We start from the raw sequence: 24,924 nt of genomic DNA, 5'->3' as shown, positions 1-24,924 counted from the left end.
GGTCCGGAGCTTGATCTTGCAAATTACGCAGGACGCTTCTGCAACAGCACCGCTGTCAGTAGGCCTTCTTCATGCCGCCACCCTCGGAAGCAGGTGCATCCATTCCTCCCGTCTTCTGCATCTTAGGGTTCATCTGCTTTTGCGACATGTCGCCCGACTTCCCCATCGTGTTTGCGCCGGACGCTCCAGATGGTGACTCCGTAGTGCCGCTTGCATTCGGCGTTCCCATTCCGGTGCCGCCTTGGCCTGCACCAGCGCCCCCACCACCACTTGTGCCCGCACCCTGCGCATAGGCGGCGCCAGACAAGCTCACAATGAATGCCGACAACAGTAATCCTTTCGCAGCAACTCGCATGATGGTCTTCCTCGTACGCAAAGCGACCGGTTGCGACCCGGGTCGGTGCAACCCCCGCTGCGTTGATTCGCGCAATTCCCGTGCCGCTGATGCCCCTTGCAAAGGTTCCTCACTTTCACCGTTCGCGGTCGGTCGTCCCAGGAACTACGTCCAAAGGCATCAACCTTTCAGGAGTAGGCCATGACAACCCTTTCCCCCAAATGCAGTCCCAGATGGGTGGCACAGGGAACATCGTTGGGCGGGCGGAGTCGGCGATGGGCCGGGGCCGAATGTAATTGCCGCCTCAACCTTGGATGGCACCGAGGTCGTCTGATGGGGAACATGTTGGAAAAATATCAGACATTATGCGCGACGGCGCAGCGGCCGCGTGGCATGCGCTGTTCTCGCCGAGGGCTGGTCTGCTACCCGCGCCGCTAGCGAAGGAGATGTGACTGACATTTAAGAGTTGTACCACTGCCATCGTGAGAGGAGGCTCCGTGCTACTGGCCCTTCTGCCTTATGCCGCCAGGTCTGCTGTTGACGTCGCTGTTCGCGCCGCTATTTGTACCCTGATTCAGACTGTTGGTCTTGCCCCTATTGGAACGGCTCTGGTGCAAATAGTCGATATGGACGATATATTTTGTTATATAAAGGATACCTGATCAGGCAGACAGGACGGCCATCCAGACAGCGGGCGCAGCGGTATCTTTGAGGCGGAGTTTCGCGAGGCTAAATTGGCCCTTGCGAATTCGATGTACCAGTTCAATACCTGAGAGAGTGATCGCTGCGTTCCGGAAACGTTTGAAGCCGAGCATGACTTTCGTTCGGGACTTGATGTTGCGGTGGTCCTGCTCGACCAGATTATTGAGATATTTCGAGGATCGGACCTTCGTGTCCTCCGGCAGCAAGCCATCGGCCTTCATCTCGCGCACGGCGCGGTGCGAGGCGGCGTAGCCATCAAGCGTGATGGTCTTCGGCGGCTGGCCTTGATGTTTGATTGCCTTCCTGAAAAACGCTTTTGCCGCCTTCACGTCACGCCTGGCGCTGAGCATGAAGTCGACCGTCTGACCTGCCCGATCCACCGCCCGATAAAGATAGACCCACTTGCCGCGCAGCTTGAGGTAAGTCTCGTCGACACGCCACGACTGGCCGGTGGGCCTGCAAAAGCGGTTCCACCGTTTGACGAATTCCGGCGCAAAGCGACGCACCCAGCGCAGGATCGTCGTGTGCACCAGCGACAGACCCCGTTCCGCCATCATTTCGACCAGATCGCGCAGGCTGAGTTTGTAGCGCAGGTACCAGCGAACACACAGAATGATCACATCGCGGTCAAAATGACGGCCCGCGAACAGTTCCTCCAGACTCTTCAACTTGCTCATCGGCGGCTCTCAATTCGTTCAGACCGACACCTTAACCGATTCGCCCCCCCCCCGCTATTTGCACCAGAGCCCACACTCGCAAGTGGCATACAAAAACACCCCTGGCCCGGCAACTCGGATATTGTTTTGGTGAAGTCCAAGACCTCGTCATTATCCGCCTGGCTAGACAATGAACAGCCATCTGGTGAAAGTCGAGCGCACCGGAAGCAGGGTTACTTTGGTTGGAGCGGAACAATTTCACGGTAACCAGCTGAGCTACGACGAGCGATACGCCGGGTCGCATCCGCCGCGCCTTCTGCCCCCAAAACGTCAAGGTCAATGTCACGATACCCAAGCTCATTGGGAGCGTCGAGTGTTCGGCAACACCAGCGGGCATCGGGGCCGCGTGGAAAGTTTTCGTGATGACTTCTGTGACTTACTCCTGCCTATCCCTTGCGAGGTGAAACGCCTCTCGGGCAATCTCTTCGACGCGACTAACCCTGTCTGGCAGCTACCCATATCGGTCGCGCTTGCTTGCAGGCAGCCGTCCGCCATTCTCAGATGTGGCTCGAATAAGCCCGACACGCCGATTGGGGAATATCAAACTCGGCGTCTGTTCGTCATCGGTCTGGACAGACTGAACACGTTGTTCAGGTCGGTTAAGACGACCGAAGCGGTCCATATTCACATGCCTTCGATTTTCGTTTGCAAAAAAGATAGGGCAATGGGACTCGGCCTCGCCAATACCGACGGCCCGCTGCCCGAAAACATAGAGGCCTTCCTGGCGGAAACCGCAACTGGTATGTCTGAGGAAGTCATCACCGCCTGTAACCAAATGGACCCCATGAGAATGTTAGCCGCTCCAGAAGCGGTATCGCGCAATGCGCCTCCAACGCTAAACCCGCATCACGCCTTTCAATGGTCGTGGCGCTCGTCGCCGTCTCCGTGGTCACGGTGCCAGTCACCTCGCGGGCCGCCGCCGTGGTCATGGCCCCAGTCACCGCGATGCCCATCGTAATGGTCCCGAGCATCGTGCCACTCGCGTTCATCGTGATGGTGCTCGTCCCATTCGCGGCGCTGCCAATAGCGATGTCCGTCGTAGTACCTTTCGCCATACCAGCCTGGACTGATGACAACAGCGGCAGGAGGTTCGACGTACACCGGTGGCGGCGGTGCATAGACTGGCTCGGGCGCATACACGACACCGGGAATGCCAATATTGACGCCAACGTCGACGTGCGCGAATGCGACGGAGGATGCGCCTATGCCAATGCCGGCGACGAGTGTTACTGCCAGCCAGCGATGAAGTTCAATTTTCATATTTCCTGTTGCAATAATTGCCTTGGCACAGTCCTGACGAAGAAACAGCTCAGGCGCCTTGCATAGCGGCCGTCGCACTACGGTGCTCGCCCACTGCCACTATCCTGATGCTCCCGCTCGGCGCGCTTCGACGAGAAATTGCAATCACCGTCAACGCATCGACTGTGTTCGCAAGAAGCGCAGCTCGTTACCGTCCGGGCACACTATAGCGAGGCGCGCCGTTACGAATGTCATATTTTGTAACGGAAGGCCCCACGCGAAATCCTGCACGTAGATACCGAACTCCTCATTCGGTCGACCGATTGCCTTGCTCCCACGTGATTTATCTCGGAGCAACGGCGCGGAGTGTCACCGACACCTTCTCCCTCAAGGGCAATATCGGGCAAACTGAATGGCTCTTCGACTGCTTCCGTCTGTGGCGGCAGTGGCTCGATGGGATAACGTTAAAAGAAGAAGCGTTGGCCTGGATTGCCGCGGCCGTCAAGGATTCGCCTCGAGCACACGGCATAGACCTCTGGAACAATGCCCGGTTGCGAACCGCGCTGCAGCAGCGCTTTGGCATCGAATACTCACGGGGTTATGTCTGGGAGATTGCTACCCGTGCGGGCGTTGCAAATATCCTCAGCAGGCGAAGGAACTGAAGCACCCGCGCGGGCCAGTTACGCCATGCCTTCACGCTTCCGAAGAAGCGCTTGTAGTTACCGGTTAAATCCTGCCCGAGAATTGACCCGTGCTTTCATCGATGCGGGTGCGAACCGGCAAATTACTGCAGAATGGGCGCGAGTTCGTCGCTGCCCACTGCGAGAAAAGCCTCGCGCCCCGGTGTACTGGCTGAAAGCTCCAGGAATTTTGGCGACGGTCCTTCGGCTGCAAGTAATGATGAAAGGAGCACCATTGTCGCAGCTGATTCCGGCCAACGCGGACCTGCTATAGAGGCTACTGGTGTACCGAAAAAAGTGCATTGCCTGACTCGGCGTTGACGACCTTGGTGCACACTACCGATAGCATTCCAGTGTCGTTCGATGAGGCGGACTGTCCCCGCGAATCAGTTTTGCGACGGCTGTCGCATTTAGAGAAAGTTGGTTTGAGATGAGGTCGACCCGGCTGTGCAACCCACGTGCCCGATGGTCACCTCCGGAGTTAGCAGGCTGCGGAAATACACCCCATCGGAAGCGGCCTCGCTCCGTTTAAGCGGCTCTCGTCGCGAGATTTTCGCATTTGCGCAATTTCAACGCGAATTCAATGTCATGTTTAGCGTTTTAAGGCCAATTTCTGGCCGCATTGCCGCGTTTTCCGCCACTATGGGCGGACTTGTGCCAGGGATCGGATGCGCACGAGGTTGTAGGCGGCCATGTTCAACACGAACATCTGATCCACTTTCTTCAACCCACGCACCATCACCTGGCGCATGCGCCCCACGGTCTTCGCCCAGCCGAAACCTTGTTCGATCAACTTGCGCTTTTGCTGCGAGATGGCGTAGCCCACGCTTGAGGCAATCGTATCGGGCACCGCCGAACGCCGCCCCGAGGTGTTTTGCGCAACGTGCGGTGTGACCTTCATCTGCTGGCAGGCTTCGATGAATTCCTCTGCGTCGTAACCCTTGTCCGCACCCAGCGTGATTTCTGCGTTTGCATCCTCTGCCGCTTGCCGCGCATCGTTGATCATGATCTTGGCCGCTTCACGCTCGGCATGCCCGTCAGCGCGTGTTACGCGCGCGTTGACTACCAGGCCATGCCGATTATCGGTCAGCGTATGGCCCATGTACCGCAATTCGCTGGCCGTCTTGCCTTTGCGATACAGACGCGCATCGGAATCGGTCTTCGACTGATGCGTCTCGTTGCTGCGCTTCTCGCCCTTGAACTCGCCCGCGCTGCCGCCGTCATTGTCCTGATCGTCGCTGTTCTTGCGCACAAAGCTCTTGTGTCCCGCCCACGCCTGGATCAGCGTGCCGTCCACGCTGAAGTGCTCGCCCGAGAGCAGGTCCTTCTTCTCAGCGATGGCCACTACTTCGTTGAAGAATTCGATCACTGCGTCGTGTTTGATCAACCGCTCACGGTTCTTCGTGAAGACCGTGGGCACCCACACCACATCATCCATCGCCAAGCCGATGAACCAGCGAAACAGCAGGTTGTATTGCACCTGCTCCATCAGTTGGCACTCCGAGCGGATGCTGTAGAGCACCTGGATCAGCATTGCTCGCAGCAACTTCTCCGGTGCGATGCTCGGCCGCCCACCCTTGATGTCGGCTTCGTACATCCCCGCGAACAGCCGATCCATCTTCGCTAGCGCTTCGTTCGCCATGACGCGAATCGCACGCAGCGGATGTGACATCGCAACGAAGTCGTTCAGCTTGCGCATGGAAAACAAACTCTCGGTGAACGTGTCGGCGCCGCGCATGATCTCCAGGGGGCAAGTGGGGTCCTTCTATCAACGCTTCAAAGGCTTTCCGCGATGACGTGACCGCCGGTATTTCAGCAACCTGCTAGGCGAGACCGGCGGAGATGCAGTCTCGATGTCGATGAATCTGGGCTACCTTGTCGGCACGATCATTTTCGCGGTGATATTCTTCGCCGCTGTCAGCGCCCAGATTCGGGCGAATGCCTGCGCGCGTCACAGTTCGCGACGCGGTGTCAATATACAGTTTTCGATGCTCAATCTGATTGGTGCTTCGTCCCTGCGAACGACGTATCAACGCACGACACCGCGCGATCAGTTCACGTGTGTCAAAAGGGGCGCTCAGATGATCGTCCGCGCCGGCATCGAGAGCTTGTATGCAATCTGTGGGGCTGTCGCCTTCCTTGAAGGTCATGACCGGGACGTCGCCATTCAATCGACGTAAGTGAACGAGAAAATCGAAACCAGAACGGCGCGGCAGCAGAACGTCGGCCACGACGAGTGCATAGCGTGCGGTCGCTAACGCAAGCTGTGCCTCACGATTGTCCTTCACTCGATCGACGGTATAACCCTGATGTCGCAGAACTGACGCCAACCGCCACGCAATCTTCTCGACTGATTCAACAAGAAGAATCGAAGAATCCGCATGACCGGCCACCTGAACGAACGAAACGAGAAAGGACGAAGCGGCGGGAATAGAGATGAAAGAGATGGATGCTCCTAGTGGTTCTGGTGCAAACAGCTGGTGAAACCGAGACGTCTCCAATACATAAGGATGCCTTATTTATTGAATAGGACAGCATTCCAGACGGCGGGTGCAGTAGTATCCTTGAGTCCGAGAGTGCGGAGATTGAACTGACCCTTGCGGATACGGTGCATCAACTCGATGCCTGAAATCGTGGTCTTCGCACACCTGAATCGTTTGAATCCGAGCATCACGTTCGTTCTGGACTTGATGTTTCGATGATCCTGTTCGATCACGTTATTCAGATACTTCGAGGAGCGCACTTGCGTTCCCTCAGGCAGCAGAGCGTCAGCGATCATCTCGCGCACGGCCCGGTGCGAGGCGGCATACCCATCGAGCGTGATCGTCTCCGGTGGCTGGCCCTGATGTTTGATGGCCTTGCTGAAAAAGGCCTTGGCCGCGCTCACATCGCGTTTTGCCCTGAGCATGAAGTCCACTGTCTGGCCGACCCGATCTACCGCCCGGCAGAGATAGACCCACTTGCCACGAATCTTCAGATAGGTCTCGTCAACACGCCATGACCGGCCAGTGGGTATGCCAAACCGGTTCCAGCGCTTGACGAACTCTGGCGTAAAGCGCTTTACCCAACGCATGATCGTAGTGTGTGCCAGCGACAATCCCCGCTCGGCCATCATCTCGACCAGATCGCGCAGGCTGAGCTTGTAGCGAAGATACCAGCGCACACACAGAACAATGATCTCCCGATCAGAATGCCGGCCATCGAACAACCCGTCCAGACCCTTCCTCTTGCTCATCGCCGCCCACCAGATTGATTGGATCGCTACTTTAACCGGTCCAATGAGCATATTTGCACCAGAACCGTTGTACGAACCGGTCTCGACCGTTGCGTTGTCAACCACTACGAATTTGCTGTGCTGCAAGGGGTAAGCACGTACAACCACGACAGGCACGCCGGCATACGCAAGCGCACCCATCGCGGCCGCAGCTTTTCCACTGCGATCCTCATCCACATTGCTGTGGTAATCGACAGTGACTGCTACATCAACACCGCGCCGCTTTGCATCGAGCAGCGCTCTCACGACTGCCGGCGCGGTGAATGAGTAGGCCATCACCCGTATCGACTGCCGCGCGCTGCGGATGGTTTGCAGCACAAGTTGCTCGGCGCCACCGTCCGTCGAAAACGCGACCTGCACATCGTTGGTCGCGCCATGCGTAGGGTCCGCCCAGAGCATCGACGCTCCTGTAATGAGGGCGCCCGCCACAGTCGCAATGACAATCTGTTTCATCGTGACATCTCCTCCGTTTACTGGAAAAAGCCCCGGTCCCACAAAGGGAAGCCGGGGCTGAACAAGGTCTGCTCAGGAGCAGCTCTTGGGATGACTGGCCGGGTATGTGATAACCCGGCCATCCGGACAAACTCGAAAGTCGCCCGGTTCGCCTCGCGGCGCGTGAACGACAATCACCGAGCGTGTAGTTGCGGCGGGCGCATGAGGTTGCGCCGTACAGGCACACAACGACGAAGCGCCTGCCGCAAGCAGCACCATCAAAAAAGTTTCCATCCGTTTTCCTAAAAGGTTGTGCGCACCGCTCACGCGGCGCGGCGATCAGCAGGCTCGCTCGTGTGGACCGTTACCCACTTACCGTCGACCAGAACGTCGCGCATGAGCGTGCCGTTCAGGACGTAGGTATGGGTATTGCCCGATCGGGGCGAGCAGGGACGAACCGACAGCGCTACCGCTTCGGTACGGGCATAAAGATTTCGAACAGTGGACATGGCGTTCCTCGATAAAAAGACGAGGGAACGCCCCTGTGGGGAGTCCCCACAGGGTTGAAAAGAAAAATGTGCTCAGGCGGCGAGCGCCTGAACGTCGATCACAGCATCTGCTTCGCTGACCAGATCGGGCGTCTGCGAGATAAAGAACTCACGCTCATACCGACCCTGCTTCAGCACCTCCCGCTTCATCCGCATGAACTGCAGCTTGCGCTGCGGGTCGAGCGGACCATCGGACTCGTCGCTGAAAAGCGTCTGATAAGGCTGCCCGGTGTTCTGGGCCTGATAGAGCGCAATGCCACGCGTGAGGCACTCGTTGATCCAGACTTTCTGGCCACCGGACATCACCGCCACTGACTTGGTGCTGTCAGCTTCAGCGTCATGCACAAGGATCTCGAAACCCTCACGCAACTCGCCATTTGCAAGCGCGCGCTGTGTGCGGATCTCAACTGTGAACCGAGTGCCGTAACAGGCGAGCAACAGCCTGTTGACCGTATCGGCCAGTGCAGGGCCAGCGTCGTCGATCGTCAACGCAATGACGCCGTCGTTGCCGAGGCCTTTCGCGAGCAGCTTCCACTGCGCAATTTCGTCGGAGAGCCGGTCGGCGCGCCGTTGCGTAGCAGAAAACCCGTTCAGGTCAGCAGCAAGTCTGTCAGCTTCGGCCTGGAGCATTGTCTGTGCGCGAATCGCACCTTCAATGCTGCCCTCGAGCGCTGCGACTGCTTCACGATTCGCGGCCAGCTTCCGGTCGGTCTCTGCAATTGCGGCCGTCACGTCGACGGCTGCAAGCTGCTTCGATTCCTGCTGGATTCTGGTCATCTCCGCCGTCATACGCGCCTTCTCGGACTCGTATCGGGCAGACCGCGCAGCGGCTTCGTTCGCTACGTCTCCCAATTCCGCGTTAGCGGTCTCAAGACCCGTTGAGGCAGCGTCGAGTAGTGGCTTGCTGGCAGCAAGTTCAGTCGCCGCCTGCAGATCACGCCTGGCGTCAGTTAGTGCACGGGCGACCGTATTAAGCTCACTGCGCTTTGCAGCAAGCTCTGCGACCACCGGTGCAAGAAGATCGGCCTGTGCTTTCTTTTCGCGATACTGCGCACGAAGTTCGGCCACCGACACCCGTTGCTCTTCTGCCTGCGATTTCGCCTGAAGCGCCTGACTGAGCAGCGGACACGTGGCATGCATGGCATGTCCCACGCACGGCACCTGATCGACGACTGCAGCCTGCTTCGTCAACGTCTCGAAGTGGGCGGCTTTCGTCTGACCTTGCGTCATGAGCCCCGAAATCGCAGCCTGAAGCGTCGCATGACTCACCTGCTTCGCTTCCAGATCAGCAATCACGCGCTGCAGAGGCTCCAGCTTTGCCTCTTCGCGACCGATCAGCAGTTGCGCTTCATCGCGCTTCGCCGCCGCTCCGAGAATCGCTTCCTTGCGGGCAAGTGTCGCCTGATGAGTCGCCGCGGCCTGCTTCAGCGAGTTGACGCGCTGCTGGGTCCGAACGGATGCTGCCCGCTCATCGCCATCCAGCGACTGCACGCCTTTGACCAGCTCGTGCGCGCGAACCGACAGCTCCCGCAGCCTCGACTCGGCAGTTGCCGATTCGCCTGCCTTCGCCGCCAGCGTCGCACGCTCCTGAGTGAGCTTCCCAGCTTCCTCAAGCTTCAGATCGCGCTGTGCACGCGTGTCGCGCAGAAGCTCGCCTTGTGCAAGCACGGAGCGTTCGACATCCGCTTTACGCTGTCGCTTTCCCGCGAGTGCCGTCAGATCCGTCTGTATCTCGTCGAGCGCACGGCCAAGAATCTTCGCGACGTCACCGGCCTTCGCCGACAACGCCTTGAGCTGTTCAATGCCGAGCAACTCTGCGAGCAGCGTCTTGATTTCTCCCGCGCCGTACGACGCGAGCGGCCGCCGGTTCTGCGCGGAGAAGACGCTGGTAAAGAAGCTTTGAAGCGAACCGTTGATGGCTTCGACACAGCGGTTATACGTCGCCGCCTTGCCGTCCGATACCGTACCGTCGGGCAATGTAACGGGATGCCATGCGCCGTCTGATCCATGCCAGGCAAGGTAGTACTCCGCCTTGCCTGTCTTGCCGGGTTTTCTGAATGAAAACGTCGAGCGGTACCGGATACCGTCGTGTTCCCACTCCAGCTCCTTCAGCGCACTCGTTCCACAGATGTGGTCCCAGTATGAGAAGGCATCGACCGACAGCATCGAAGCGTGTGACGGCATGATCGGATATGGATGCAGGTTGTCCATGATCGTCGTTTTGCCCGCCCCGTTGCGGCCGACAAGCGCAATCAGGCCTTCCGGCAGCGACTCGAGGTCAAGCGTGACGCTTTCGCGCCTCATCCCGTCACGAACGCCGTAGAAGCCTTCGAGCGTCAGTTTCAGAGGGCGCATGGCGACACCTCCGCAGCTTCGGACATTGCTGCCATCCGCGAATAGAAAGCGACATCGTCATCGTCGGGGAAAGACTCGACCATCGGATCGCCTCTCTCTGCGACAGCCACAGGCGCCCGAAGCTTGCCGGCGATCGCAGCCTCGACTTTTTCGCAGGCCCGGGCGAATTCGCGGCGGGCACACGTGAGAAGCTCGTCCCACCCGGCATAGCCGGTCAGGGTGCGGATCTCCATCGGGGACCACTGCGTCGCCATACCCGTGTGATATGACCAGAGCAGGTGCTGCATTTCAACGGCAGGCGTAACGACGACCTGACTCGCTCCCGGCGTGGTCGCGCTCAGGACAAGCATCTGGCCTGACTGCGCCACGACGGCCCCACGGTCCTTGCCGAAGGGTTGGTGAAGAATTGCCGCTGTGAAACCAGCGTGCTCAACAAGCGACTTCTGAACGTCGCGTATGTCCTGATCGTCATTGGCGAAGATTCGAGCCCAATCGGATCCAGCAGGGTAAAGACCAAACATGATTGCACTCCGTAGGTAACGGGCGGAGTGCTCCCTGTAGGGATCGCTCCCCGCCAGGGTAAAAGAAATGAACTGCTGAGAAAGGTGAAGCAACGACTACATCGATGCGTCGTGTGACGCGGTGAAACCTCGTTTCGATAGCTGCGACAGCTATCGGAACAGGCTACTGTTCCACGCAGGAGAGACATACTGGCCTCTCCTGCATTCAGGCAGCGAATTACGCTGCAAACAGATCATCTTCGAGCCACGACATCTGTGCGGCGGGCAAGACTTCGACCGTCGCATGAGGCACCGTGTCGCTTTCAGGCACCAGCGGAATGTCCACCGGCAACTGCCCTGACGAAGAGACTCGCTCAGGCACCGATTGCGCCACAGCAGCGCCAACGTCTTCATCGGCCAGACCGGCCAGCACCGCAGCAGCAATCGCTTCCGCATAGCCAGCCTCAAGCAACCGGTACCGCTCGACGATCGGAGCAGCCTCCACGTTCGCATGTTCGGCCCACCGTTCAATCTTTCGATCGACAGTCGGCTCGATACTGATGCCTTGCGATCGCGATCGGGTCACCGGCAGGATGCGCGGCTCAAGCTTGAGAGCCGACGCGCCAGCAAACAGCGCTTCGATCGCGTCGCGGTCTACCGATTGGCGATGCTCCTCGTCCACCTGCCAGCGAACACGGATGAACTTGTCGCCTGCCTCAGCCGCGATGGCCGCGAGTCGCTCCATATCCGGAGGGCCGTCGAAGTCAACGCAGATCGTCTCGCGCGCCGGCGTCGGAACAAGCAACGCTCTCGCGCTCCCTGTCTCAACGTCCCACGCGAGATAGCCCTTGTCACCTTCCTCGCCGTAATGAAACCGACCAGGCGACCCGGCATAGGCCACGACACGGCCGCCGCGTTCCCACTGCTGCGACTTGTGAATGTGGCCCAGCATGAACGCATCGCATTCGGCCTCGAACAGTGCACCGAGTGAAAACTCGTGATCGAAGCCCGCCATCGTGACGCCATGCTCAGTCGCGCAACCGTTGACCGTGCCGTGCGACACACCGACCGTGCGAATGCCAGCCGCTCGAAGCTGTGCATTGACCCGCCCAGCCGCTGCCAGGTAATCACCCAGCACCGCCTCAAGCCCCGTCGCAGCATTCTTCGCACCGACCGCGGCCGCGAGTTGCCCCTTGTTGATCGAGGGCAGGCAGGTGAACACAGCGTCGGCGCCCAGAGTCAGAACGCTGTGCAGCTCCTCTTCGTTGAACACGGGCCCTGCCGAACCGAAGAACTTCCCTTCGAGAAGGCTGACCTGCTGCACGCGCTCGGCGATGAATACCGGGTGGTTCGTGCCCATCAATGCGAAGTTGCGAAGCGTACCCGGTGGCTCGTGCGAGAACGTGCCTTGAAGCATTAGCACCGGCATGGACAGACTCAGGTGGTTGATGTTCCACGCCAGCCGGTTCAGGGCGGGCGCGTGCGCATCAAGCCGATGATCAGTCGAGTCGCCGGAAATAACAGCGACATCCATGCAGCGATTCATCGCGTCCTGCACCGCGAACGAAAAGCACCGGTCCGCCTCATCGAGGTTTTCTGGCGAGTAATGCAGGTCAGACATGTGAGCGATTTTCACGTCGCCTCCTGAAAAAGAAAAAGGCCGCCCGCAGGCAGCCTCAATGGTTTTCGCGCCGTGCGGCGCGTTCGAAAAATCGTTATCGGGACAGCGTGTCGCGCACCTTCATCAGCGTGACGCCAAGCAGGTTCGTGCCCCGCCAGTTTGCCTTGTCGAGAATCAGCGGGTCGCGCTCGCCGAGTCCTACTCCCCAGATGCGGTCGTAGGGACTGGCTTCGACAAGCTCGGTCGGCGCGGTCGCCAGTAGCAGCGAACGCAATCCCGGATTCTGGGCAAACTTCTCCCGGCATCCGACATAGACGATCGACTCGCGCTTCGCTTCCCACGCTGCAAGGCCAAAACCTGTGACGCCCCGTCCGATCGCCTTCTGATCTTTCGGGTGTCGCGCCGCGAGGATCGCTTCCGCCGCTGCCTCGTCGCCAAAAAGCTTGGCCTTCGAGAACATCATGAACTGTTCAACGGACGTGAAATTCACGCCGTGATAAGCGAACTGGCAGCGATGCCAGTTACTCAGCGCGTCCTGCTCACCAAAAAACAGCGTGAAGTTTGAGATCTTGCGCATGGTTGAAGCTCCTAGAAGACTGTCATGCGGCCGTCGCCCTCTCCCCAATTGATCTGCAGCTTGGCAGGTTCGGGTTCGATGAACGACGTGCTCGTGCACTGCTGACATTGGACAACGATCCGCTGCGTCCGATCCGCAGCGAAGACCTTGAACAGGTCACCACCACAACCGCCGCAACGCATCTGCTGAAGACCCGTGAGGGTGCCCAGATCGGTCGACATGAAGCTGATACTCCATCAAGACAGGGAAATGATCCGCCGTGATGGCGGAAGAATTCGATGCGCAGGGGTGCGCGGTCGAAAGCGCTTTAGCAAGTTCGCTTGCTGAAAAGCTCTCGGGCGCCAGAAAGAGGGTGATGACTAGGGATGACCGCCCCCCTTGAAGAGGGGGCCGATCATGTTCAGACGAAGCTATTCGCCTGTTTCATTTCATCATCAAACACGGCGGGATCATCGAGCGCTGCCGCGAGGCGTGCATTCATCTGATCGACGTCGGCCGGCCTTTCCGCCCAGCCGCGCCCGTACGTCACATGCGCGTATTTGCGAAAAGACTGCTGACGATCCGGCTGGCTGATACCGAGCCGGTTGAGCAGGTCAGACATGCGGTGCCGCTTGTCTTCAAGGGTTTCCTCCGGCTCCGGTTGCCCGGTCGATCCGCCGTCATCGCCGTCCGCACCACCGGTGCGATCAGCGTCCCCTTGCATTGACCCGTCTGTTGCCGGTTCACTGGCCTCAGACTCTTCGAACGACTGCGTCAAAACTTCGACGTTGCCCGCTGCTTCGATCAAGGCCACTGCACGATTCGCCGCGTCCAGCGCCGGTTGTGGCTCGTCGCCTGCATCCAGTAGCGCCCCAAGATCGATGTCAGCATCGAGCACCGTCAGCATCTGCTTCTGACGTACTGCCTGTCCGTTGTCGTCGATCCGCGTGATGTCGAACTCCTTCTTCGATAGCCAGAAGCGCGTGCCAGTCAGCCTGCCTCGCGCGAGCGAGACCGTCTGCATGGCCGAATACGCTTTCTGCAGGACATAAATCGAATTTGTTGGAAGCTCGATCAGTCCGAGGCCTTTGACGTCCGGGATCGCGAACACGAAGTTTGCGCTCAGGTTGCACCTTCGATCCTGATACTGCGGGCATACGTGCGGATCACAGATGCCATCGGGAATGTCGTCATCCTGCCGCTGGATGACAAGCCGTCCGCCGAAGGATCGCCGCACCCGCTTCGCACGCTCATCGCGCTCGACCGGTGCATACGTCTTGCAGTAGCGCTTGCCGTCGCGACCATACTCCGAGAAATACTGCCGTCCCGTCGTCGTATAGGCGGCCATCTGGTTGGGCACATTGCGCAGCCAGTCGTCAAAGGCGAACATGACCGGGAAACGGTGCAGCTTCAGGCCGTCGCCGCGGTCCTCGCCGTAAAGGCGAAGGATCTCGTCGGCCGTGTCGGGATTGGAAAAGTCCGAGCGTCTGCACGTGAAGTGCCCGACGTTTCGAGGAACAAGCGCGTTGCGCAGCTTGAGTTTTGTCTCGATGACCTTACCGATCGTCTCGTACGAGTCGCCGGCGGCCACCATCTCGTTATACATCCTGACCGCGTCCGGGTTGCCCTGCGCGTTTCGCGTGAGCACCTTGATACCGGGTCTGATCTTTCCAATGATCGGCGGGCGGATTGCGCGCTCCTCCACCAGACTGCGAGGCGCGTTGTCTAACATCTGGACGACTGCGTTCATGAAGGTTTCCTTGCGAGAAAAAAGATGGCGTTCGTGCGGAGCGTGCTGGCCTGGGATTCGATCTCCCGGGCGGCAAGGTTTCCGCGTCGTTCGCTGACATGGTGGATAAAGACAGAGCGCTCGGCGTCGCTGAACATCGCAACCCGTGCAACCTCACAGCGACTGCGCCAGGCGTCGGACGACGTGTCTGAAGCGGCTCGCTCGTTGTCGATCTGATGCTTGATAGCCTCGGCAATGCGATCGTCGAGGCGGTCGGGCAACAACATAAACACCTCCAGTTGAGAAAAGTCCACGGGGCACCTATGGACGAAAAAAAAGCCCGCTCCGGTCAGGGAGCGAGCTTCGTGAAATCAGGATAGATGGTGACCTACGCGCCACGTCCCTTCTGGGGACGTGGCGTGCAGGGAGCGGCACCGGCAAACCGGCGCGCTCTGCCAGAGGACGTAAAGTCGTCCTCGCGCAGCATGGTCACGCTGCGCAACAGCCCATTTTCGGAAAATACATTCCGCCGCAGGAATCACGGATCAGCCAACTTCGATCGTTCTACCCAGATCAGGCTCTGGAGAGAGAACACCCGAAAACCTGAGTTCGAACGATGTACCGGCGCAAATGAATGCAGGCCAGGGTACGAGTATCACAGCTGAAATAGGGGAATCTGTAGCGGGCAGATTCGGCACAAGAAGATATCCACACCGGTAGCTATCCGGTCGGAGCATGCTCAGAGGCACGACTTGGAGAGAGAAGATGGACTCCGGGCTTGGAGTCGAGGTCGATGCGTCAGAGACGCGGGGAATGGATTGAAGTATCCGGGCAAATGACAGGTGCGGGCATCCGAAAGCTCGCGAAATTGATATAGCTTTTGCCCGCTTGACTGAGCGGTGTTCAGTGAGAATTTATGTGAGAGAGAACACATACACCGAGAACACGTTATGTCTGGCTTCGATACGGAACAGCCCGAGGCGGCTGATCCACAACGGCTGATTTCCCCTTCCACCGCGACCGAACATGTTCAGGGCGGACTGCGTCCCATCAAGCGCCTTACCAGCGATGACCGGCTTGCGCGGATCCATCCCGAGACGCTGGCAAAAACCGAGTTGCTTTACTACTCCGACTTCGCCCGCACGTTCGTCCGCTCCGACTACAACTTCTGTGCGGCGAAGATGACGGTTGCCCGCGGCGGCAAGCTCCTCGCGCTGGAAGCGGAATTTCATACGGCCGAAGCATTTCTCCGCAAGGCGTTCGCCTGGGCGAACCGCCTGCACGGTCGCAGCGCTCCTTTCACGCCGGAGCGTGTGACGCTGGAAATCAAGCACCCGATGTCGGGACGCCTCGTGCGTCTGCTCACGATCTACGACCAGCTTTTCCGTAAGACCATGGAAGCTCTCGTTGCCCGCTCGGTCATGGCTCACGACCGACAGGCGGCGCTGGATGCTGCTGCGGCGCGCATCAAGCAGATACCCATCCTGTGCATGCCAGACAACGACCGGTACGCCCCCGAAGGCATCCTGCTTCCCGACTCCGACGGCACCCACTGAACCCGCTGGCTGTACGCCCGCTGACCGACGTCGCCCTAGACATCGCGCGGCATCGGGCAGGCTGTAATCCACACGACAAGAAGAGGCTTCTCATGGACATTCGCGAGATCCAGCGACTGCACGCGCAGTTTGCCCCGGATTCGATGGTCATCGACCTTCCCCGCCAGATCGCCGCACTCCCCGGCCCCGCCGACCTTTCGCGGTCGGAACCGGCCCGCGCTACGGGCGGACGTTTCACAGCGCTTGCGCCCCGCGCACGCCTGGCCGCGATTGCGCTCGCCGTCGCCGGCATGGTCGGCATGGCCGGCATGGGCGCAGCGTCGCTTTACACCAACGTGAAGGCGCGCCACTACGCGGCATCGACGGCAGCACCCGAGCCTAGCGTCGCCAGCAGGAAAGGCGACGAACTGATTGCAGCAGCAGGCAAGCCGGAGGTGCCCGCCTACAGGGAGGTCGATGCGACACTCCCCCACCCGGTCAGCGCAGCGCCCGCATTGAGCGCGAGCGACTTCGCTTCTGCGCGCTCGCTTGGGCTGACTGCGGACCAGTTTCGTGATTCCCTGAAAGCACCGACGCGCAGCGCACAGGCCGCGACGCCCGGCACCGCGCCCGTGCTGACGGGCGCGGCGCAACTCGCAGCCGCTTCGCCCATCCATCGCGCGGGCGCTAGCCGCGAAACCGCAGCCGTCGCCCAGCCTTTGGTGACGCCAGTGCAGGCCGCGCCCACGCAGCCTGTAGCCGCCTTGAAGCCGGCCGTACCCGCGCAGAGCGCGGCGCAGCCAGCACCGGGACCCCAAGCCCCGCTCGCGGCAGCACAGGTGCCCGCGCCCGCGGCACAGGCGGCGCAGCCAGGGGCGGCCACCCAGCAGCAACCGGCCGAGGCGGTTAAACCGGCGCACGCCGCTCGTCACCACATTTCGCGCCCTCGCGCGGAGCAGAACGCCGAATCCAATACCGATGCCAGACCGTCGGCCGATACCCGCGCCGGGTCTGCCGAAGTGAAGATGTTTTAGGAAGCCCTGACATGAAAAACGAACTTTCTATCACCCTTGTATCCGCCGGCTGCACGATCAGCGGCGACATGATCGTTGATCACGGCATCAGCTATTTCGGCCTGCTCGACGGCGGCCTCATCTCGACGCAAGGTCTGCTGCACGTTGGCGACGGCGGCCTTATCAAGGGCAATGTCCAGGGCGACCACGTGCGCATCGACGGTCGCGTCGACGGCAACGTCCACGCGCGGGGCACGCTCGAAATCAACGGACACGTCGCGGGCGACATCATGTACTGCGGCACGATCCGCCTCGGTCCGCGCGCCGCTCTCAACGGCACACTCAAGCGTGTGGCGCGCATGCTGACGGTCGAACCGGAAGCCAGCGAGAGCGCGAATCCAGTGCTTGCGGCCACATCCCCGGCTGCGGCCGCGCCAGAGCGCCCCGAATCAAACGTGACCGAATTCTCGCGCGCGAAGGCCTAAGGCCGATAAACGCTTGCAATTGGTCCGCGACCTGTCAAGCCAACCCTTTCCTATCATCCACGGCGGAAAAACGAATGAAGAAGACCCTCGCCTTGCTGCTAACCGCTTTCGCCACCAGTGCTTTTGCACAAGGCATTGCTGAACCGATCCCGACGAACAGCCCAGCAATTGTTCAGCGCACACAATCTCTCACCCCCCGAGACAGCGAGCACTCTGTTCCAGCGCAGGTGTTTTATCAGGTGACTCTCTCCAGGGGCGGCCACATCGTTAAGTCGCTCACCATCCTGACTGACGACCGGAAACAGGCTACCGCGGCAACTGAGGAAGAGCTTCCCTACCTCAGTGCCTGCGACAACGCCAGCTGTTCAGCCGGCGAACTGCATTCCGGTTTCATGTTGTCTGTTACGCCCGCCGTTGCAGCTGACGGGTCCATTCTGACGTCCTACAAAATGGTCATTTCGGAAGCGCGCCCCGCCGAAACCACCGACACCTCAAGCGGCGCCTTCCACCTGTCGCAAGGTCAGGCATTGACCATCCCGCTCAATGGCTTGTTGCTGACAATCAAGGCGCGCGTCGTCTAACGATTTTTGTTCTGCCTGCAGGACATCGCCGCAAAGGGTCCAAACGCCCGCGACATAGGTGGATAAATGAAGGTAAAGGATGCAATCAGGTGGGTCGCTGTAGCCGTTTCGATCGCCATGCCCTTCACCGTGATCAACATGGTCGAAGCCTACCTGGAGAATGGCTCCGCTCTGACAAGAGCGTCCCTGATTGAAGTAGACATGGTGAGGCTGTCACAGCTCAGCGGTGACGTCCGGAGCCTTCCCGCTGCGGATGGGTCGCTGCTGCTGACAAGACACGGCCTGAGTTCGTCCGAAGCTTTGCAGCAGAGGATAAAGGTCGCGCAAACCACCTTTGCGCAGACTCACGCCGACGTCGAAAACACAGCGCGCCGCGTTTGGCGCAACACAGCAATCGGTTTCTTTTGCGTGGCGATCAGCAGTTGGCTCGCAGTAACGCTGGCTAGCTTGTTGCCACGCAAACGCTCGGACGGCTCCGCAGCTGCGGCGTGACGCTCATTCAAAAACCAGCGTGAGTTACCACACCCGCGACTGGGAAGCCGCAGCACAGGAAGCCGCCTTCGACGGGCTCTGCTTCTGCATGCTCAGCGATGGGCGGTTTATCAACCGGCAGGCAATGCCGGATGAGACACCGCACCAGAGTCGCTTTGCCCTAGCCGCTGATTTTTTTGAACAGCACATTGGCCTGATCGCCCCTGTCCCGCATCCCTCGCGGATATGACGGCCAAAAAAACGACTACACATCACATTGAAACGGAGAACCAATATGCAATTCGTACGCAAAACGTTGTTCGCGACGGCAGTCGCAGCAAGCCTCATCGCGAGCGCCCACGGCGCGACGTCAGTCCAGACGCTGGACATTACCTGGTACAAGGACGGCCAGGTGATCGACAGCGGACGACACATCATTAACAACAATACCGGTCCGGCACCGTACCTGCATCGCAGCGGGAAGGAAGTCGGATACGCGAGTTGCTCCGGCACCGCGGGCGCGATGCGCCTGAGCGCGGAAAAGAAGTTCGTCGGGCGCTCGCTGCTGATCGAGCCTGTGTCAGTCAATTCCGGGAAGGTACGGCTGACGGTCTCTGCAATCGACACCGTGCTCGACGGCATCCGTAAGGTTGGAACCGCGGACTGCACTTCCGAGGTGGTCGATGTCCACGGCTACACCGCATCGGATCTCCCGGTTGAACTCGCCGACGGCCAGAACGTTGAGGTGCCGATGAAGAACCCGCAATACCGGCTCGTGCTCAATCTTCACCGCGACGCTCTTTGAGCAACGGTTAGCAAACTGGAAGCGAAACGGGAGCCAAAGGCTCCCGTTTTCTTTTCGGCTGTACCGCCGCTGTTCCTACTTCTCCATCCCCGTAGCTGCGGCGTACTGGGCACCCGGGACCGTTACGCGCGTGCGTTAAGCAACGTTCCAGCCTTGCTGCTCGGGCGCCCCATGCAGGAAAACGGCTTGGTGCTTATACTAACCCCGTCTTCTCCATGTTCTCCATGCATGGCCTCAAGCCCGCCCAAGCGCGGGCTTTTTTCTTTAGGGACGTGGTCGAGCCAGTACCGCCTGCGCCTGCGCCGGCGCCGCTCACACGCGAATACGTTGGGGGTCAGCGAGCAAAAATACCGACGAATTCTTAAGTGTCGACTAGTATTCCTTGATGCGGCATCAGCCTTTGGGGGCGCTGTGGGAGCTTTTCGCCTAGTTGTGGGCATGTGGATTGCCCCGGATCTCGCTGCCGCCAGGCGCGTACCGGGCGATTCGCCAAGTTTCGACCATGGCAACTTCGATGCGGCCGCAATAGGGCGGGCACTGGACGAATTCAATCCGTGCGGAGAACGGATTCGAATCCGGTTCGCTGACGACACTGTCGATCTGGCGACTGCCCGCGCAAGGATAGATGGAGCGCTGCTGGGACCTCCGGACTGCCGCGACTTCGCGCAAGCGGTCCTGACCGCCGCCGGGAGATCTAGGGGGCCCGTTATCAAGGTACGGGAACAGTGGTCGACGCTTCCCTCCCGGAAAGTGCAACAAGCCACTGCAGCGCCGCCGGCTCTCTTGCTGTTCGCGCTTTACGGAACGTTCTACAGCACGATGATATGGCTGCAGCAATTCCAGATGAGACTGCGTATCAGGGCGGCCGAACCGATGAACTTCATGCTAGACAGCCCCGGCAAGGCAGACTTGCAGGGGATTCTGCCAAGGGAACTGTCAGATCTCTTCGAAGCCCACTTCGGTTTCGCCTATCGGCCAGACTGCCTGGTCGCGAGGCTGGCGCACTCGCGACTGCCCGACTGGATGCAGTAATGGAGGACATGCTCGATGGAGCGGAGCCAAAGGCGGTTCTCGCGCTAAGCCGGCTGCGCTGCCGTTTCGATCTGCGCTTCGGTGACAAACCGCGACGCGAAATTCTTCGACGTCCCTGAAATCATCAGCGTCTCGCGCGCGCGGGTCATCGCGACGTAGAACAGCCGCCGCTCTTCGGGTTCGGTTGATTTGGCGTCGGGGACGATGGTGTCTTCGGACCGCGCGATCCAGACGTGATCCCACTCAAGCCCCTTCGAACTGTGCATCGTCGTCAGGACCAGCGCGTCCGGTGCGGGCTCGTTGTTGTCCTGCCGCAGGAACAGCAACCGCTCGGCGAAGGTGCCGTTCAGTCGTGAGAGCACGTCATAGATCGCCTGAATGGTGCGGATACCGTTTTCCTTTTTCGTGTACTTGAGCAGCCACTCGTTCACGCCCGAGAGCACCAACGAATAGAACTTCCGCTCGCAGAGCCCGCGCCACTCCGCAAGCCGCTTCATGAATTCGCGGTAGTTCGTCGCCACGTCTTCCGGCATGCCGAGTTCAACGAGCTCCGCCCGCGGCTTCTGGACAAGTTCCGCGCCCATGCTTGCGTGCAGCGCACGGAGATGGTCCGCATGCAGGCCCGAATGCGCCAGCACGGCGTCAAGCCCCGTCGCCTTCACGCCTTCGATGATCTCCAGCAGATTGCAGAGCAACGCCCCTTCAGGACGATTGAGGACCGATGCGCCTGACGCGCGGTGATACTTGACGCCATACGAGCGGCAGACGGCCTCGAGGGGGTCAAGGATACGGTTGGTGCGCGCGAGCACCGCGCAGGTTTTTCCATTGCGCAGTAGAGGCGCCAGCGCCTCGATGGCGGCTTCGGCTTCCACGTATTCGTCGGCATGGCGGGAAGCCTCGACCCGGCCGCCGATGCCTTTTTCCGCCCGCAGCACCTTCGGGATGCGGTCGGGATTGTTGCGAATCACCCTGTCAGCCGCCGCGAGGATCTCGGCGCGGCACCGATAGTTGCTTCCGAGCACGACCGGCTTGGCGTCGAATTCCTTGATGAAGGATTCCATGCCCCGGTACCCCAGCGCCTCGCGAAACGCGTAGATGCTCTGATCGTCGTCGCCCACGACCGTCACGACAGAACCCGCCTTCGCGTGAAGCTCGATCCACCGGTACTGCAGCGGGTCAGTGTCCTGGAACTCGTCGACGAGCAGGTATGTGAAGGGATACGGCAGGATCGCGCCGTTCTGCATGCCCTCGACCGCGAGCCGCAGCATGTCCTGAAAATCGATCTTGCCGTTGCGCGCCAGCGCTTCCTGATAGGCGCTGTACAACTGGCCGTCGGCGCTGTTGACATCGCACCGGCCGAAATTCGTCTTGATCTTCTCGATCGTCGGGATGATGTCTTCGGCCTTTCCTTCAAGCCCAAGGTCCTGCATGACGCGGATCAGCAGGCCCAGTCTGTCGCCATCGCTCGCAATGTCGGGCGAGCGGCCGCCGGGACGCTGAAGCTGCTTGTACGCGAGTGAATGGAAAGTGCCTGCAATCAGGCGCTTTTTCACCGCCTTGCCTGCCACCGTCAGAATCCGTTCACGCAGCTCGACCGCCGCATCCTTCGAGAACGTCACCGCGCCAACGACCGCCGCCCCTTCCTGCAGGAGTAGCGCGGCCTTGGTGGCGATCGTCTTTGTCTTGCCCGCGCCGGGGCATGCAATCGCCACACAGTTCTGGCGCAACTGGGCGACTTCCCGCTGCTGCGGATTGAGTTCGTCCAGCATGACGCCCCCTTACAGGCCGCGGACCGTGGTCATCAGGCGCAGGTGCGTCATGTAACCGCGAACGCCCAGCGGGTTCACCTTCTTCAGGAAGTGCACCGTTTCGTCATCGACGTCAGACTGGTCACGAATGCCGTTCCAGACCATGAAGTCAAACTGATCCATCACCTTGTCGAACTTCATGATCGCCGACAGAACGCGCATCGAGAAACGCGAATACACTTCGACGGTCATGTCCAGCGCCGGCATCGGGATCGACGGCTCGAACACGAACTCACCGCCCTCGCGAAGCTCGGCCTCCTTCTTCTCGCGAAAGCCCACTGCCACGCGCAACGACTCGTCCACGTATTCTTCGATCGATTTGATCTGCTTTTCAAAGAAGCTATTGACCGCGTTCTTGTCACCCTCGCCGAATGTCGAGTCGCCGAAGCGCTGCATGTTCACGCTCATGCGGTTAAGGTACGGCCACCATTGCTCAAACAGCGGCTTCAGGCGTGTGTGATTCAGGCGCACATTCGCGGGCACTACTGCCGCGCCGGAAAGCTGACGCTCCATCAACTGTCGGCCTAGCTCACGGCGGCGCTTGATGATGGAGATCCGCTCAGTGGCCGGCAGATCGCGGAACAGCTTGCGGGTCTTTTCAACCTCGGCGCGCTTCATGTTCGCGTCGTCGGGCGAAATGACCCCTTCCTTCTGCAGACGGTCCGCGTCCGCTGCCATCTGCGTCAGCTCGCTCTCGATCTCGCGCTCACCCTCGTCGGCGCCGTCGTGTCCCGCGTCGCCGCCGGCGTGTGAGGCCGGCGCCAGTGCATTCAGATTTGCCGCAGCATCAGCGGCAGTTGCAGCCGACGCCTGCGCATCTGCCGTCACAGCGTGTTCCAGTTCGGTATCTGCCACAGTGGTGATGCTCATGCCCGTTTCTCCTTGGTGGACCTGTGTCGTTTCATCGTTGGTTATCGGGCACGCGCAACGCGTACCCACAGTGCAATTGTTGCGGCGTCACAGGCTGCAGAACGCCAGAAACGCGCGTTATTTCGGAAGCCTTTAAAGACGGGCGGTCGCTTCTAGCCACAGAAAACCGACGAAAGGAGGCCACCACCTGACAGCCGCTGGGACAGTCAGGCAGGACAATTGGCGAAAACGGGATTGATAAATCAGATGGGGAAACGGGGAAGCAGGCCGGAAGGACCGTCCTGCTTTTCGAGCAGTTATCGCGCCGACTGGAACGACTCGGCGGCCTTCCAGAGCAGTGCACCAAGCAGTGCGGCAACCACAAGCCAGTAGCCCGCAAGAACCGGTACCGGCACGAGCAGCACGCCGAACAGCGTGCCCGTGACGATCAGCAGTCCATGGCCTGCGAGGTGGAAAGAAAGCGGGCTAACGAACCCGGCCGCGGCTGCCTTGATCTTCCTGCGTGCGGTACCGTCGATGAACATACCAAGCGCGAAGCACAGTGTGCCCACGATCCACATCTTCATTACCATCGCTCGGAAAATAGCCCTGTAAGCAAGCAGCCAGAAGTTTTCGGTCCACGTGTGGGCGAACGATGACATGCCGCCGTCGTTAAGACCGCCGACGTTGCCCGACGCCGCGAGCGTGCGGTGGAGGAGGCCGTTGTCTACGAACGACCGCCTGAACAGTTCGTTAGCCGAGCGCACTGCCACGTCGGCCCTGTCCTGCCCGACCGACGCTACAAGCGACTCGGTCTCGACGTCCGGCACTTCGAACAGCTTCCTGTCCGGTATCGCCGGCATCACCGCGATCGACAGGACGGGCACCAGCAGGAACCAGACTTTCAGGTGCGATCCGAACCGGCTAGCCATGGATCAACCTCACGACAGCAAGAAGCGGGATCGCGGTTATCGCGAGCAATCCCCCCCAGAACAGCAGCGGGCGGTTCACTGCGATGGAAGCAAGTGCGTAGCACCGAGCACCCGCGCCCCAGGTGAATTCTCCCGGCGGCGTCGCGTCGGGCTCATCGAAAGCGCCCGCCGTGTCGAGCGCGCGTCGCGCCGTGTCGGAATCAACCTGCGACAACTTCGCTATTATCGTAACGGTGAGCGACATCGTATTCCTCAAAGTAGCGACGGAACGCCTCGCCTTGCAGCACGCGCGAGGCCAGTTGGAAAGCTGCGGTGCGCTCAGTAATGTGTTCCGGGCAGCGCTCGTCGACCATTTCCAGATCGCTGTTCTGATGCCGCTCCTCAAATGTCGGAATCGGCTCGAGCATCGGCGACCAGACGCTGACCTTGTCGCCCCGGCGAGCCACGTAGCGGCGCGCATAGAGCGATTTGGCCGGCTCAAACAGCCCCTGCATGAAAGCCACATGCTGATCGCCCGTACGCTTTGCCCGCTTGAACGAGGCGAGTGCAGACCCGATCATTTCTGCCGCGAGCGGCCCCTTGTCTCCAACGAAGCGCTCCCCAACGAAATCGGCAACCCGCGAGCATGCAAGCTCCAGATCCGGCGCGACGTTGAAAACGGGGATAAGCTTGTGCGAGAGCTTGTGATCGCGAATGATGTTTTTGAAGACAGCGGACATATTGTGTA

At 60.0% G+C, this 24,924-nt stretch carries 26 protein-coding genes and 4 pseudogenes; 11 read left to right on the top strand and 19 right to left on the bottom strand.

Going from position 1 to position 24,924, the window contains the following annotated elements:
- Positions 1–55: 55 nt before the first annotated feature.
- The gene (locus tag P0D84_RS42070; protein WP_408348443.1) at positions 56–355 is read right to left on the bottom strand and encodes a hypothetical protein; all 300 of its coding nucleotides are present in this window, start codon (positions 353–355) and stop codon (positions 56–58) included.
- A gap of 241 nt (positions 356–596) precedes the next feature.
- On the opposite strand from P0D84_RS42070, the pseudogene P0D84_RS42065 reads away from it, so the two are divergent.
- Positions 597–749 (top strand): annotated as a pseudogene (locus P0D84_RS42065) (PRC-barrel domain-containing protein); the annotation flags it as partial.
- Between the two features lie 247 nt (positions 750–996).
- Here P0D84_RS42065 and P0D84_RS42060 read toward each other — a convergent pair.
- Together P0D84_RS42060 and P0D84_RS42055 are read right to left on the bottom strand one after the other, a co-directional pair.
- On the bottom strand, positions 997–1,704 hold the full coding sequence (locus P0D84_RS42060; protein ID WP_408349782.1) for an IS6 family transposase: 708 nt from the start codon (positions 1,702–1,704) through the stop codon (positions 997–999).
- A gap of 903 nt (positions 1,705–2,607) precedes the next feature.
- Positions 2,608–3,012 (bottom strand): hypothetical protein, encoded by a 405-nt coding sequence (locus P0D84_RS42055; RefSeq protein WP_408348440.1) that lies wholly within the window; start codon positions 3,010–3,012, stop codon positions 2,608–2,610.
- Positions 3,013–3,329: 317 nt separating this feature from the next.
- Here P0D84_RS42055 and P0D84_RS42050 point away from each other — a divergent pair, with 317 nt between their 5' ends.
- Positions 3,330–3,653 (top strand): helix-turn-helix domain-containing protein, encoded by a 324-nt coding sequence (locus P0D84_RS42050; protein ID WP_408348437.1) that lies wholly within the window; start codon positions 3,330–3,332, stop codon positions 3,651–3,653.
- A gap of 658 nt (positions 3,654–4,311) precedes the next feature.
- Here P0D84_RS42050 and P0D84_RS42045 read toward each other — a convergent pair.
- Positions 4,312–5,409, bottom strand: a complete 1,098-nt coding sequence (locus tag P0D84_RS42045) for an IS5 family transposase (RefSeq protein ID WP_408348434.1) — start codon at positions 5,407–5,409, stop codon at positions 4,312–4,314.
- Between the two features lie 85 nt (positions 5,410–5,494).
- Between P0D84_RS42045 and P0D84_RS42040 the strand changes: the two are divergent.
- A pseudogene (locus tag P0D84_RS42040) lies at positions 5,495–5,608 on the top strand (hypothetical protein); the annotation flags it as partial.
- A 117-nt stretch (positions 5,609–5,725) separates the two neighbouring features.
- On the opposite strand, the pseudogene P0D84_RS42035 reads toward P0D84_RS42040, so the two are convergent.
- The 11 genes and pseudogenes from P0D84_RS42035 to P0D84_RS41985 form a co-directional block, all read right to left on the bottom strand.
- Positions 5,726–6,064, bottom strand: a pseudogene (locus tag P0D84_RS42035) (response regulator); the annotation flags it as partial.
- A gap of 122 nt (positions 6,065–6,186) precedes the next feature.
- On the bottom strand, positions 6,187–6,906 hold the full coding sequence (locus P0D84_RS42030) for an IS6 family transposase (protein ID WP_408348052.1): 720 nt from the start codon (positions 6,904–6,906) through the stop codon (positions 6,187–6,189).
- 72 nt (positions 6,907–6,978) lie between these two features.
- Positions 6,979–7,344: pseudogene (locus P0D84_RS42025) on the bottom strand (phospholipase D-like domain-containing protein); the annotation flags it as partial.
- 356 nt (positions 7,345–7,700) lie between these two features.
- Complete coding sequence (locus P0D84_RS42020; RefSeq protein ID WP_408348431.1) at positions 7,701–7,886, bottom strand: hypothetical protein; 186 nt, start codon at positions 7,884–7,886, stop codon at positions 7,701–7,703.
- 72 nt (positions 7,887–7,958) lie between these two features.
- Positions 7,959–10,280: an AAA family ATPase gene (locus P0D84_RS42015; protein ID WP_408348428.1), complete on the bottom strand. Its 2,322-nt coding sequence runs from the start codon at positions 10,278–10,280 to the stop codon at positions 7,959–7,961.
- Complete coding sequence (locus P0D84_RS42010; RefSeq protein WP_408348425.1) at positions 10,268–10,801, bottom strand: hypothetical protein; 534 nt, start codon at positions 10,799–10,801, stop codon at positions 10,268–10,270. The genes P0D84_RS42015 and P0D84_RS42010 overlap by 13 nt, the downstream gene beginning before the upstream one ends.
- A gap of 217 nt (positions 10,802–11,018) precedes the next feature.
- Positions 11,019–12,416, bottom strand: a complete 1,398-nt coding sequence (locus tag P0D84_RS42005; RefSeq protein ID WP_408348422.1) for a metallophosphoesterase family protein — start codon at positions 12,414–12,416, stop codon at positions 11,019–11,021.
- Positions 12,417–12,495: 79 nt separating this feature from the next.
- Positions 12,496–12,978, bottom strand: coding sequence for a riboflavin biosynthesis intermediates N-glycosidase (ybiA, locus tag P0D84_RS42000; RefSeq protein ID WP_408348419.1), 483 nt, complete (start codon positions 12,976–12,978; stop codon positions 12,496–12,498).
- Positions 12,979–12,989: 11 nt separating this feature from the next.
- Positions 12,990–13,199 carry a hypothetical protein gene (locus P0D84_RS41995; RefSeq protein ID WP_408348416.1) on the bottom strand — a complete coding sequence of 70 codons (210 nt, stop codon included), beginning with the start codon at positions 13,197–13,199 and terminating at the stop codon, positions 12,990–12,992.
- A 179-nt stretch (positions 13,200–13,378) separates the two neighbouring features.
- A complete protein-coding gene (locus tag P0D84_RS41990) occupies positions 13,379–14,707 on the bottom strand; it encodes a recombination directionality factor (protein WP_408348414.1) in 1,329 nt (442 codons plus the stop codon).
- Positions 14,704–14,970, bottom strand: a complete 267-nt coding sequence (locus P0D84_RS41985) for a DUF7696 family protein (RefSeq protein WP_408349779.1) — start codon at positions 14,968–14,970, stop codon at positions 14,704–14,706. The genes P0D84_RS41990 and P0D84_RS41985 overlap by 4 nt, the downstream gene beginning before the upstream one ends.
- A gap of 666 nt (positions 14,971–15,636) precedes the next feature.
- Between P0D84_RS41985 and P0D84_RS41980 the strand changes: the two genes are divergently transcribed.
- From P0D84_RS41980 to P0D84_RS41945, 8 genes are all read left to right on the top strand, one after another.
- Entirely contained in the window at positions 15,637–16,242 is a 606-nt protein-coding gene (locus tag P0D84_RS41980; protein WP_408348411.1) for a DUF1845 domain-containing protein, read from the top strand.
- Between the two features lie 92 nt (positions 16,243–16,334).
- Positions 16,335–17,255 carry a hypothetical protein gene (locus tag P0D84_RS41975; protein WP_408348409.1) on the top strand — a complete coding sequence of 307 codons (921 nt, stop codon included), beginning with the start codon at positions 16,335–16,337 and terminating at the stop codon, positions 17,253–17,255.
- Between the two features lie 11 nt (positions 17,256–17,266).
- A complete protein-coding gene (locus P0D84_RS41970) occupies positions 17,267–17,719 on the top strand; it encodes a bactofilin family protein (RefSeq protein ID WP_408348406.1) in 453 nt (150 codons plus the stop codon).
- Positions 17,720–17,793: 74 nt separating this feature from the next.
- Positions 17,794–18,300: a hypothetical protein gene (locus tag P0D84_RS41965; protein WP_408348403.1), complete on the top strand. Its 507-nt coding sequence runs from the start codon at positions 17,794–17,796 to the stop codon at positions 18,298–18,300.
- Positions 18,301–18,429: 129 nt separating this feature from the next.
- Positions 18,430–18,792 (top strand): hypothetical protein, encoded by a 363-nt coding sequence (locus tag P0D84_RS41960; RefSeq protein ID WP_408348400.1) that lies wholly within the window; start codon positions 18,430–18,432, stop codon positions 18,790–18,792.
- A gap of 19 nt (positions 18,793–18,811) precedes the next feature.
- Positions 18,812–19,021: a hypothetical protein gene (locus P0D84_RS41955; protein WP_408348397.1), complete on the top strand. Its 210-nt coding sequence runs from the start codon at positions 18,812–18,814 to the stop codon at positions 19,019–19,021.
- 45 nt (positions 19,022–19,066) lie between these two features.
- Positions 19,067–19,576: a hypothetical protein gene (locus P0D84_RS41950; protein WP_408348394.1), complete on the top strand. Its 510-nt coding sequence runs from the start codon at positions 19,067–19,069 to the stop codon at positions 19,574–19,576.
- A 228-nt stretch (positions 19,577–19,804) separates the two neighbouring features.
- A complete protein-coding gene (locus tag P0D84_RS41945; protein ID WP_408348391.1) occupies positions 19,805–20,608 on the top strand; it encodes a hypothetical protein in 804 nt (267 codons plus the stop codon).
- A 44-nt stretch (positions 20,609–20,652) separates the two neighbouring features.
- Here P0D84_RS41945 and P0D84_RS41940 read toward each other — a convergent pair whose 3' ends face one another.
- The 4 genes from P0D84_RS41940 to P0D84_RS41925 form a co-directional block, all read right to left on the bottom strand.
- Positions 20,653–22,377 carry an ATP-dependent helicase gene (locus P0D84_RS41940; RefSeq protein WP_408348388.1) on the bottom strand — a complete coding sequence of 575 codons (1,725 nt, stop codon included), beginning with the start codon at positions 22,375–22,377 and terminating at the stop codon, positions 20,653–20,655.
- Between the two features lie 9 nt (positions 22,378–22,386).
- Complete coding sequence (locus P0D84_RS41935; protein ID WP_408179028.1) at positions 22,387–23,280, bottom strand: ATPase; 894 nt, start codon at positions 23,278–23,280, stop codon at positions 22,387–22,389.
- Between the two features lie 302 nt (positions 23,281–23,582).
- Positions 23,583–24,197, bottom strand: coding sequence for an IncC plasmid conjugative DNA transfer DtrJ family protein (locus P0D84_RS41930; protein ID WP_088176855.1), 615 nt, complete (start codon positions 24,195–24,197; stop codon positions 23,583–23,585).
- A gap of 200 nt (positions 24,198–24,397) precedes the next feature.
- Positions 24,398–24,916, bottom strand: coding sequence for a hypothetical protein (locus P0D84_RS41925; RefSeq protein WP_408348383.1), 519 nt, complete (start codon positions 24,914–24,916; stop codon positions 24,398–24,400).
- Between the last annotated feature and the right edge of the window lie 8 nt (positions 24,917–24,924).

The organism is Paraburkholderia sp. RL17-337-BIB-A (assembly GCF_046025895.1).
GTDB lineage: Bacteria > Pseudomonadota > Gammaproteobacteria > Burkholderiales > Burkholderiaceae > Paraburkholderia > Paraburkholderia fungorum_C.
The sequence above is the reverse complement of the archived record's forward strand: the minus strand, read 5'-3'. Positions and strand labels throughout refer to the sequence as shown.

Excerpts from the sequence above, each read along its gene's own strand:
- P0D84_RS42020 (WP_408348431.1), bottom strand. The coding sequence starts at position 7,886 with ATGTCCACTGTTCGAAATCTTTATGCCCGTACCGAAGCGGTAGCGCTG.
- P0D84_RS41980 (WP_408348411.1), top strand. The coding sequence starts at position 15,637 with ATGTCTGGCTTCGATACGGAACAGCCCGAGGCGGCTGATCCACAACGG.
- P0D84_RS41965 (WP_408348403.1), top strand. The coding sequence starts at position 17,794 with ATGAAGAAGACCCTCGCCTTGCTGCTAACCGCTTTCGCCACCAGTGCT.
- P0D84_RS41995 (WP_408348416.1), bottom strand. The coding sequence starts at position 13,199 with ATGTCGACCGATCTGGGCACCCTCACGGGTCTTCAGCAGATGCGTTGC.
- P0D84_RS41975 (WP_408348409.1), top strand. The coding sequence starts at position 16,335 with ATGGACATTCGCGAGATCCAGCGACTGCACGCGCAGTTTGCCCCGGAT.
- P0D84_RS41940 (WP_408348388.1), bottom strand. The coding sequence starts at position 22,377 with ATGCTGGACGAACTCAATCCGCAGCAGCGGGAAGTCGCCCAGTTGCGC.
- P0D84_RS42045 (WP_408348434.1), bottom strand. The coding sequence starts at position 5,409 with ATGCGCGGCGCCGACACGTTCACCGAGAGTTTGTTTTCCATGCGCAAG.
- P0D84_RS42055 (WP_408348440.1), bottom strand. The coding sequence starts at position 3,012 with ATGAAAATTGAACTTCATCGCTGGCTGGCAGTAACACTCGTCGCCGGC.
- P0D84_RS42030 (WP_408348052.1), bottom strand. The coding sequence starts at position 6,906 with ATGAGCAAGAGGAAGGGTCTGGACGGGTTGTTCGATGGCCGGCATTCT.
- P0D84_RS41945 (WP_408348391.1), top strand. The coding sequence starts at position 19,805 with ATGGCCTCAAGCCCGCCCAAGCGCGGGCTTTTTTCTTTAGGGACGTGG.
- P0D84_RS41930 (WP_088176855.1), bottom strand. The coding sequence starts at position 24,197 with ATGGCTAGCCGGTTCGGATCGCACCTGAAAGTCTGGTTCCTGCTGGTG.
- P0D84_RS41950 (WP_408348394.1), top strand. The coding sequence starts at position 19,067 with ATGCAATTCGTACGCAAAACGTTGTTCGCGACGGCAGTCGCAGCAAGC.
- P0D84_RS41970 (WP_408348406.1), top strand. The coding sequence starts at position 17,267 with ATGAAAAACGAACTTTCTATCACCCTTGTATCCGCCGGCTGCACGATC.
- P0D84_RS42010 (WP_408348425.1), bottom strand. The coding sequence starts at position 10,801 with ATGTTTGGTCTTTACCCTGCTGGATCCGATTGGGCTCGAATCTTCGCC.
- P0D84_RS42070 (WP_408348443.1), bottom strand. The coding sequence starts at position 355 with ATGCGAGTTGCTGCGAAAGGATTACTGTTGTCGGCATTCATTGTGAGC.
- ybiA (WP_408348419.1), bottom strand. The coding sequence starts at position 12,978 with ATGCGCAAGATCTCAAACTTCACGCTGTTTTTTGGTGAGCAGGACGCG.
- P0D84_RS42015 (WP_408348428.1), bottom strand. The coding sequence starts at position 10,280 with ATGCGCCCTCTGAAACTGACGCTCGAAGGCTTCTACGGCGTTCGTGAC.
- P0D84_RS41990 (WP_408348414.1), bottom strand. The coding sequence starts at position 14,707 with ATGAACGCAGTCGTCCAGATGTTAGACAACGCGCCTCGCAGTCTGGTG.
- P0D84_RS41925 (WP_408348383.1), bottom strand. The coding sequence starts at position 24,916 with ATGTCCGCTGTCTTCAAAAACATCATTCGCGATCACAAGCTCTCGCAC.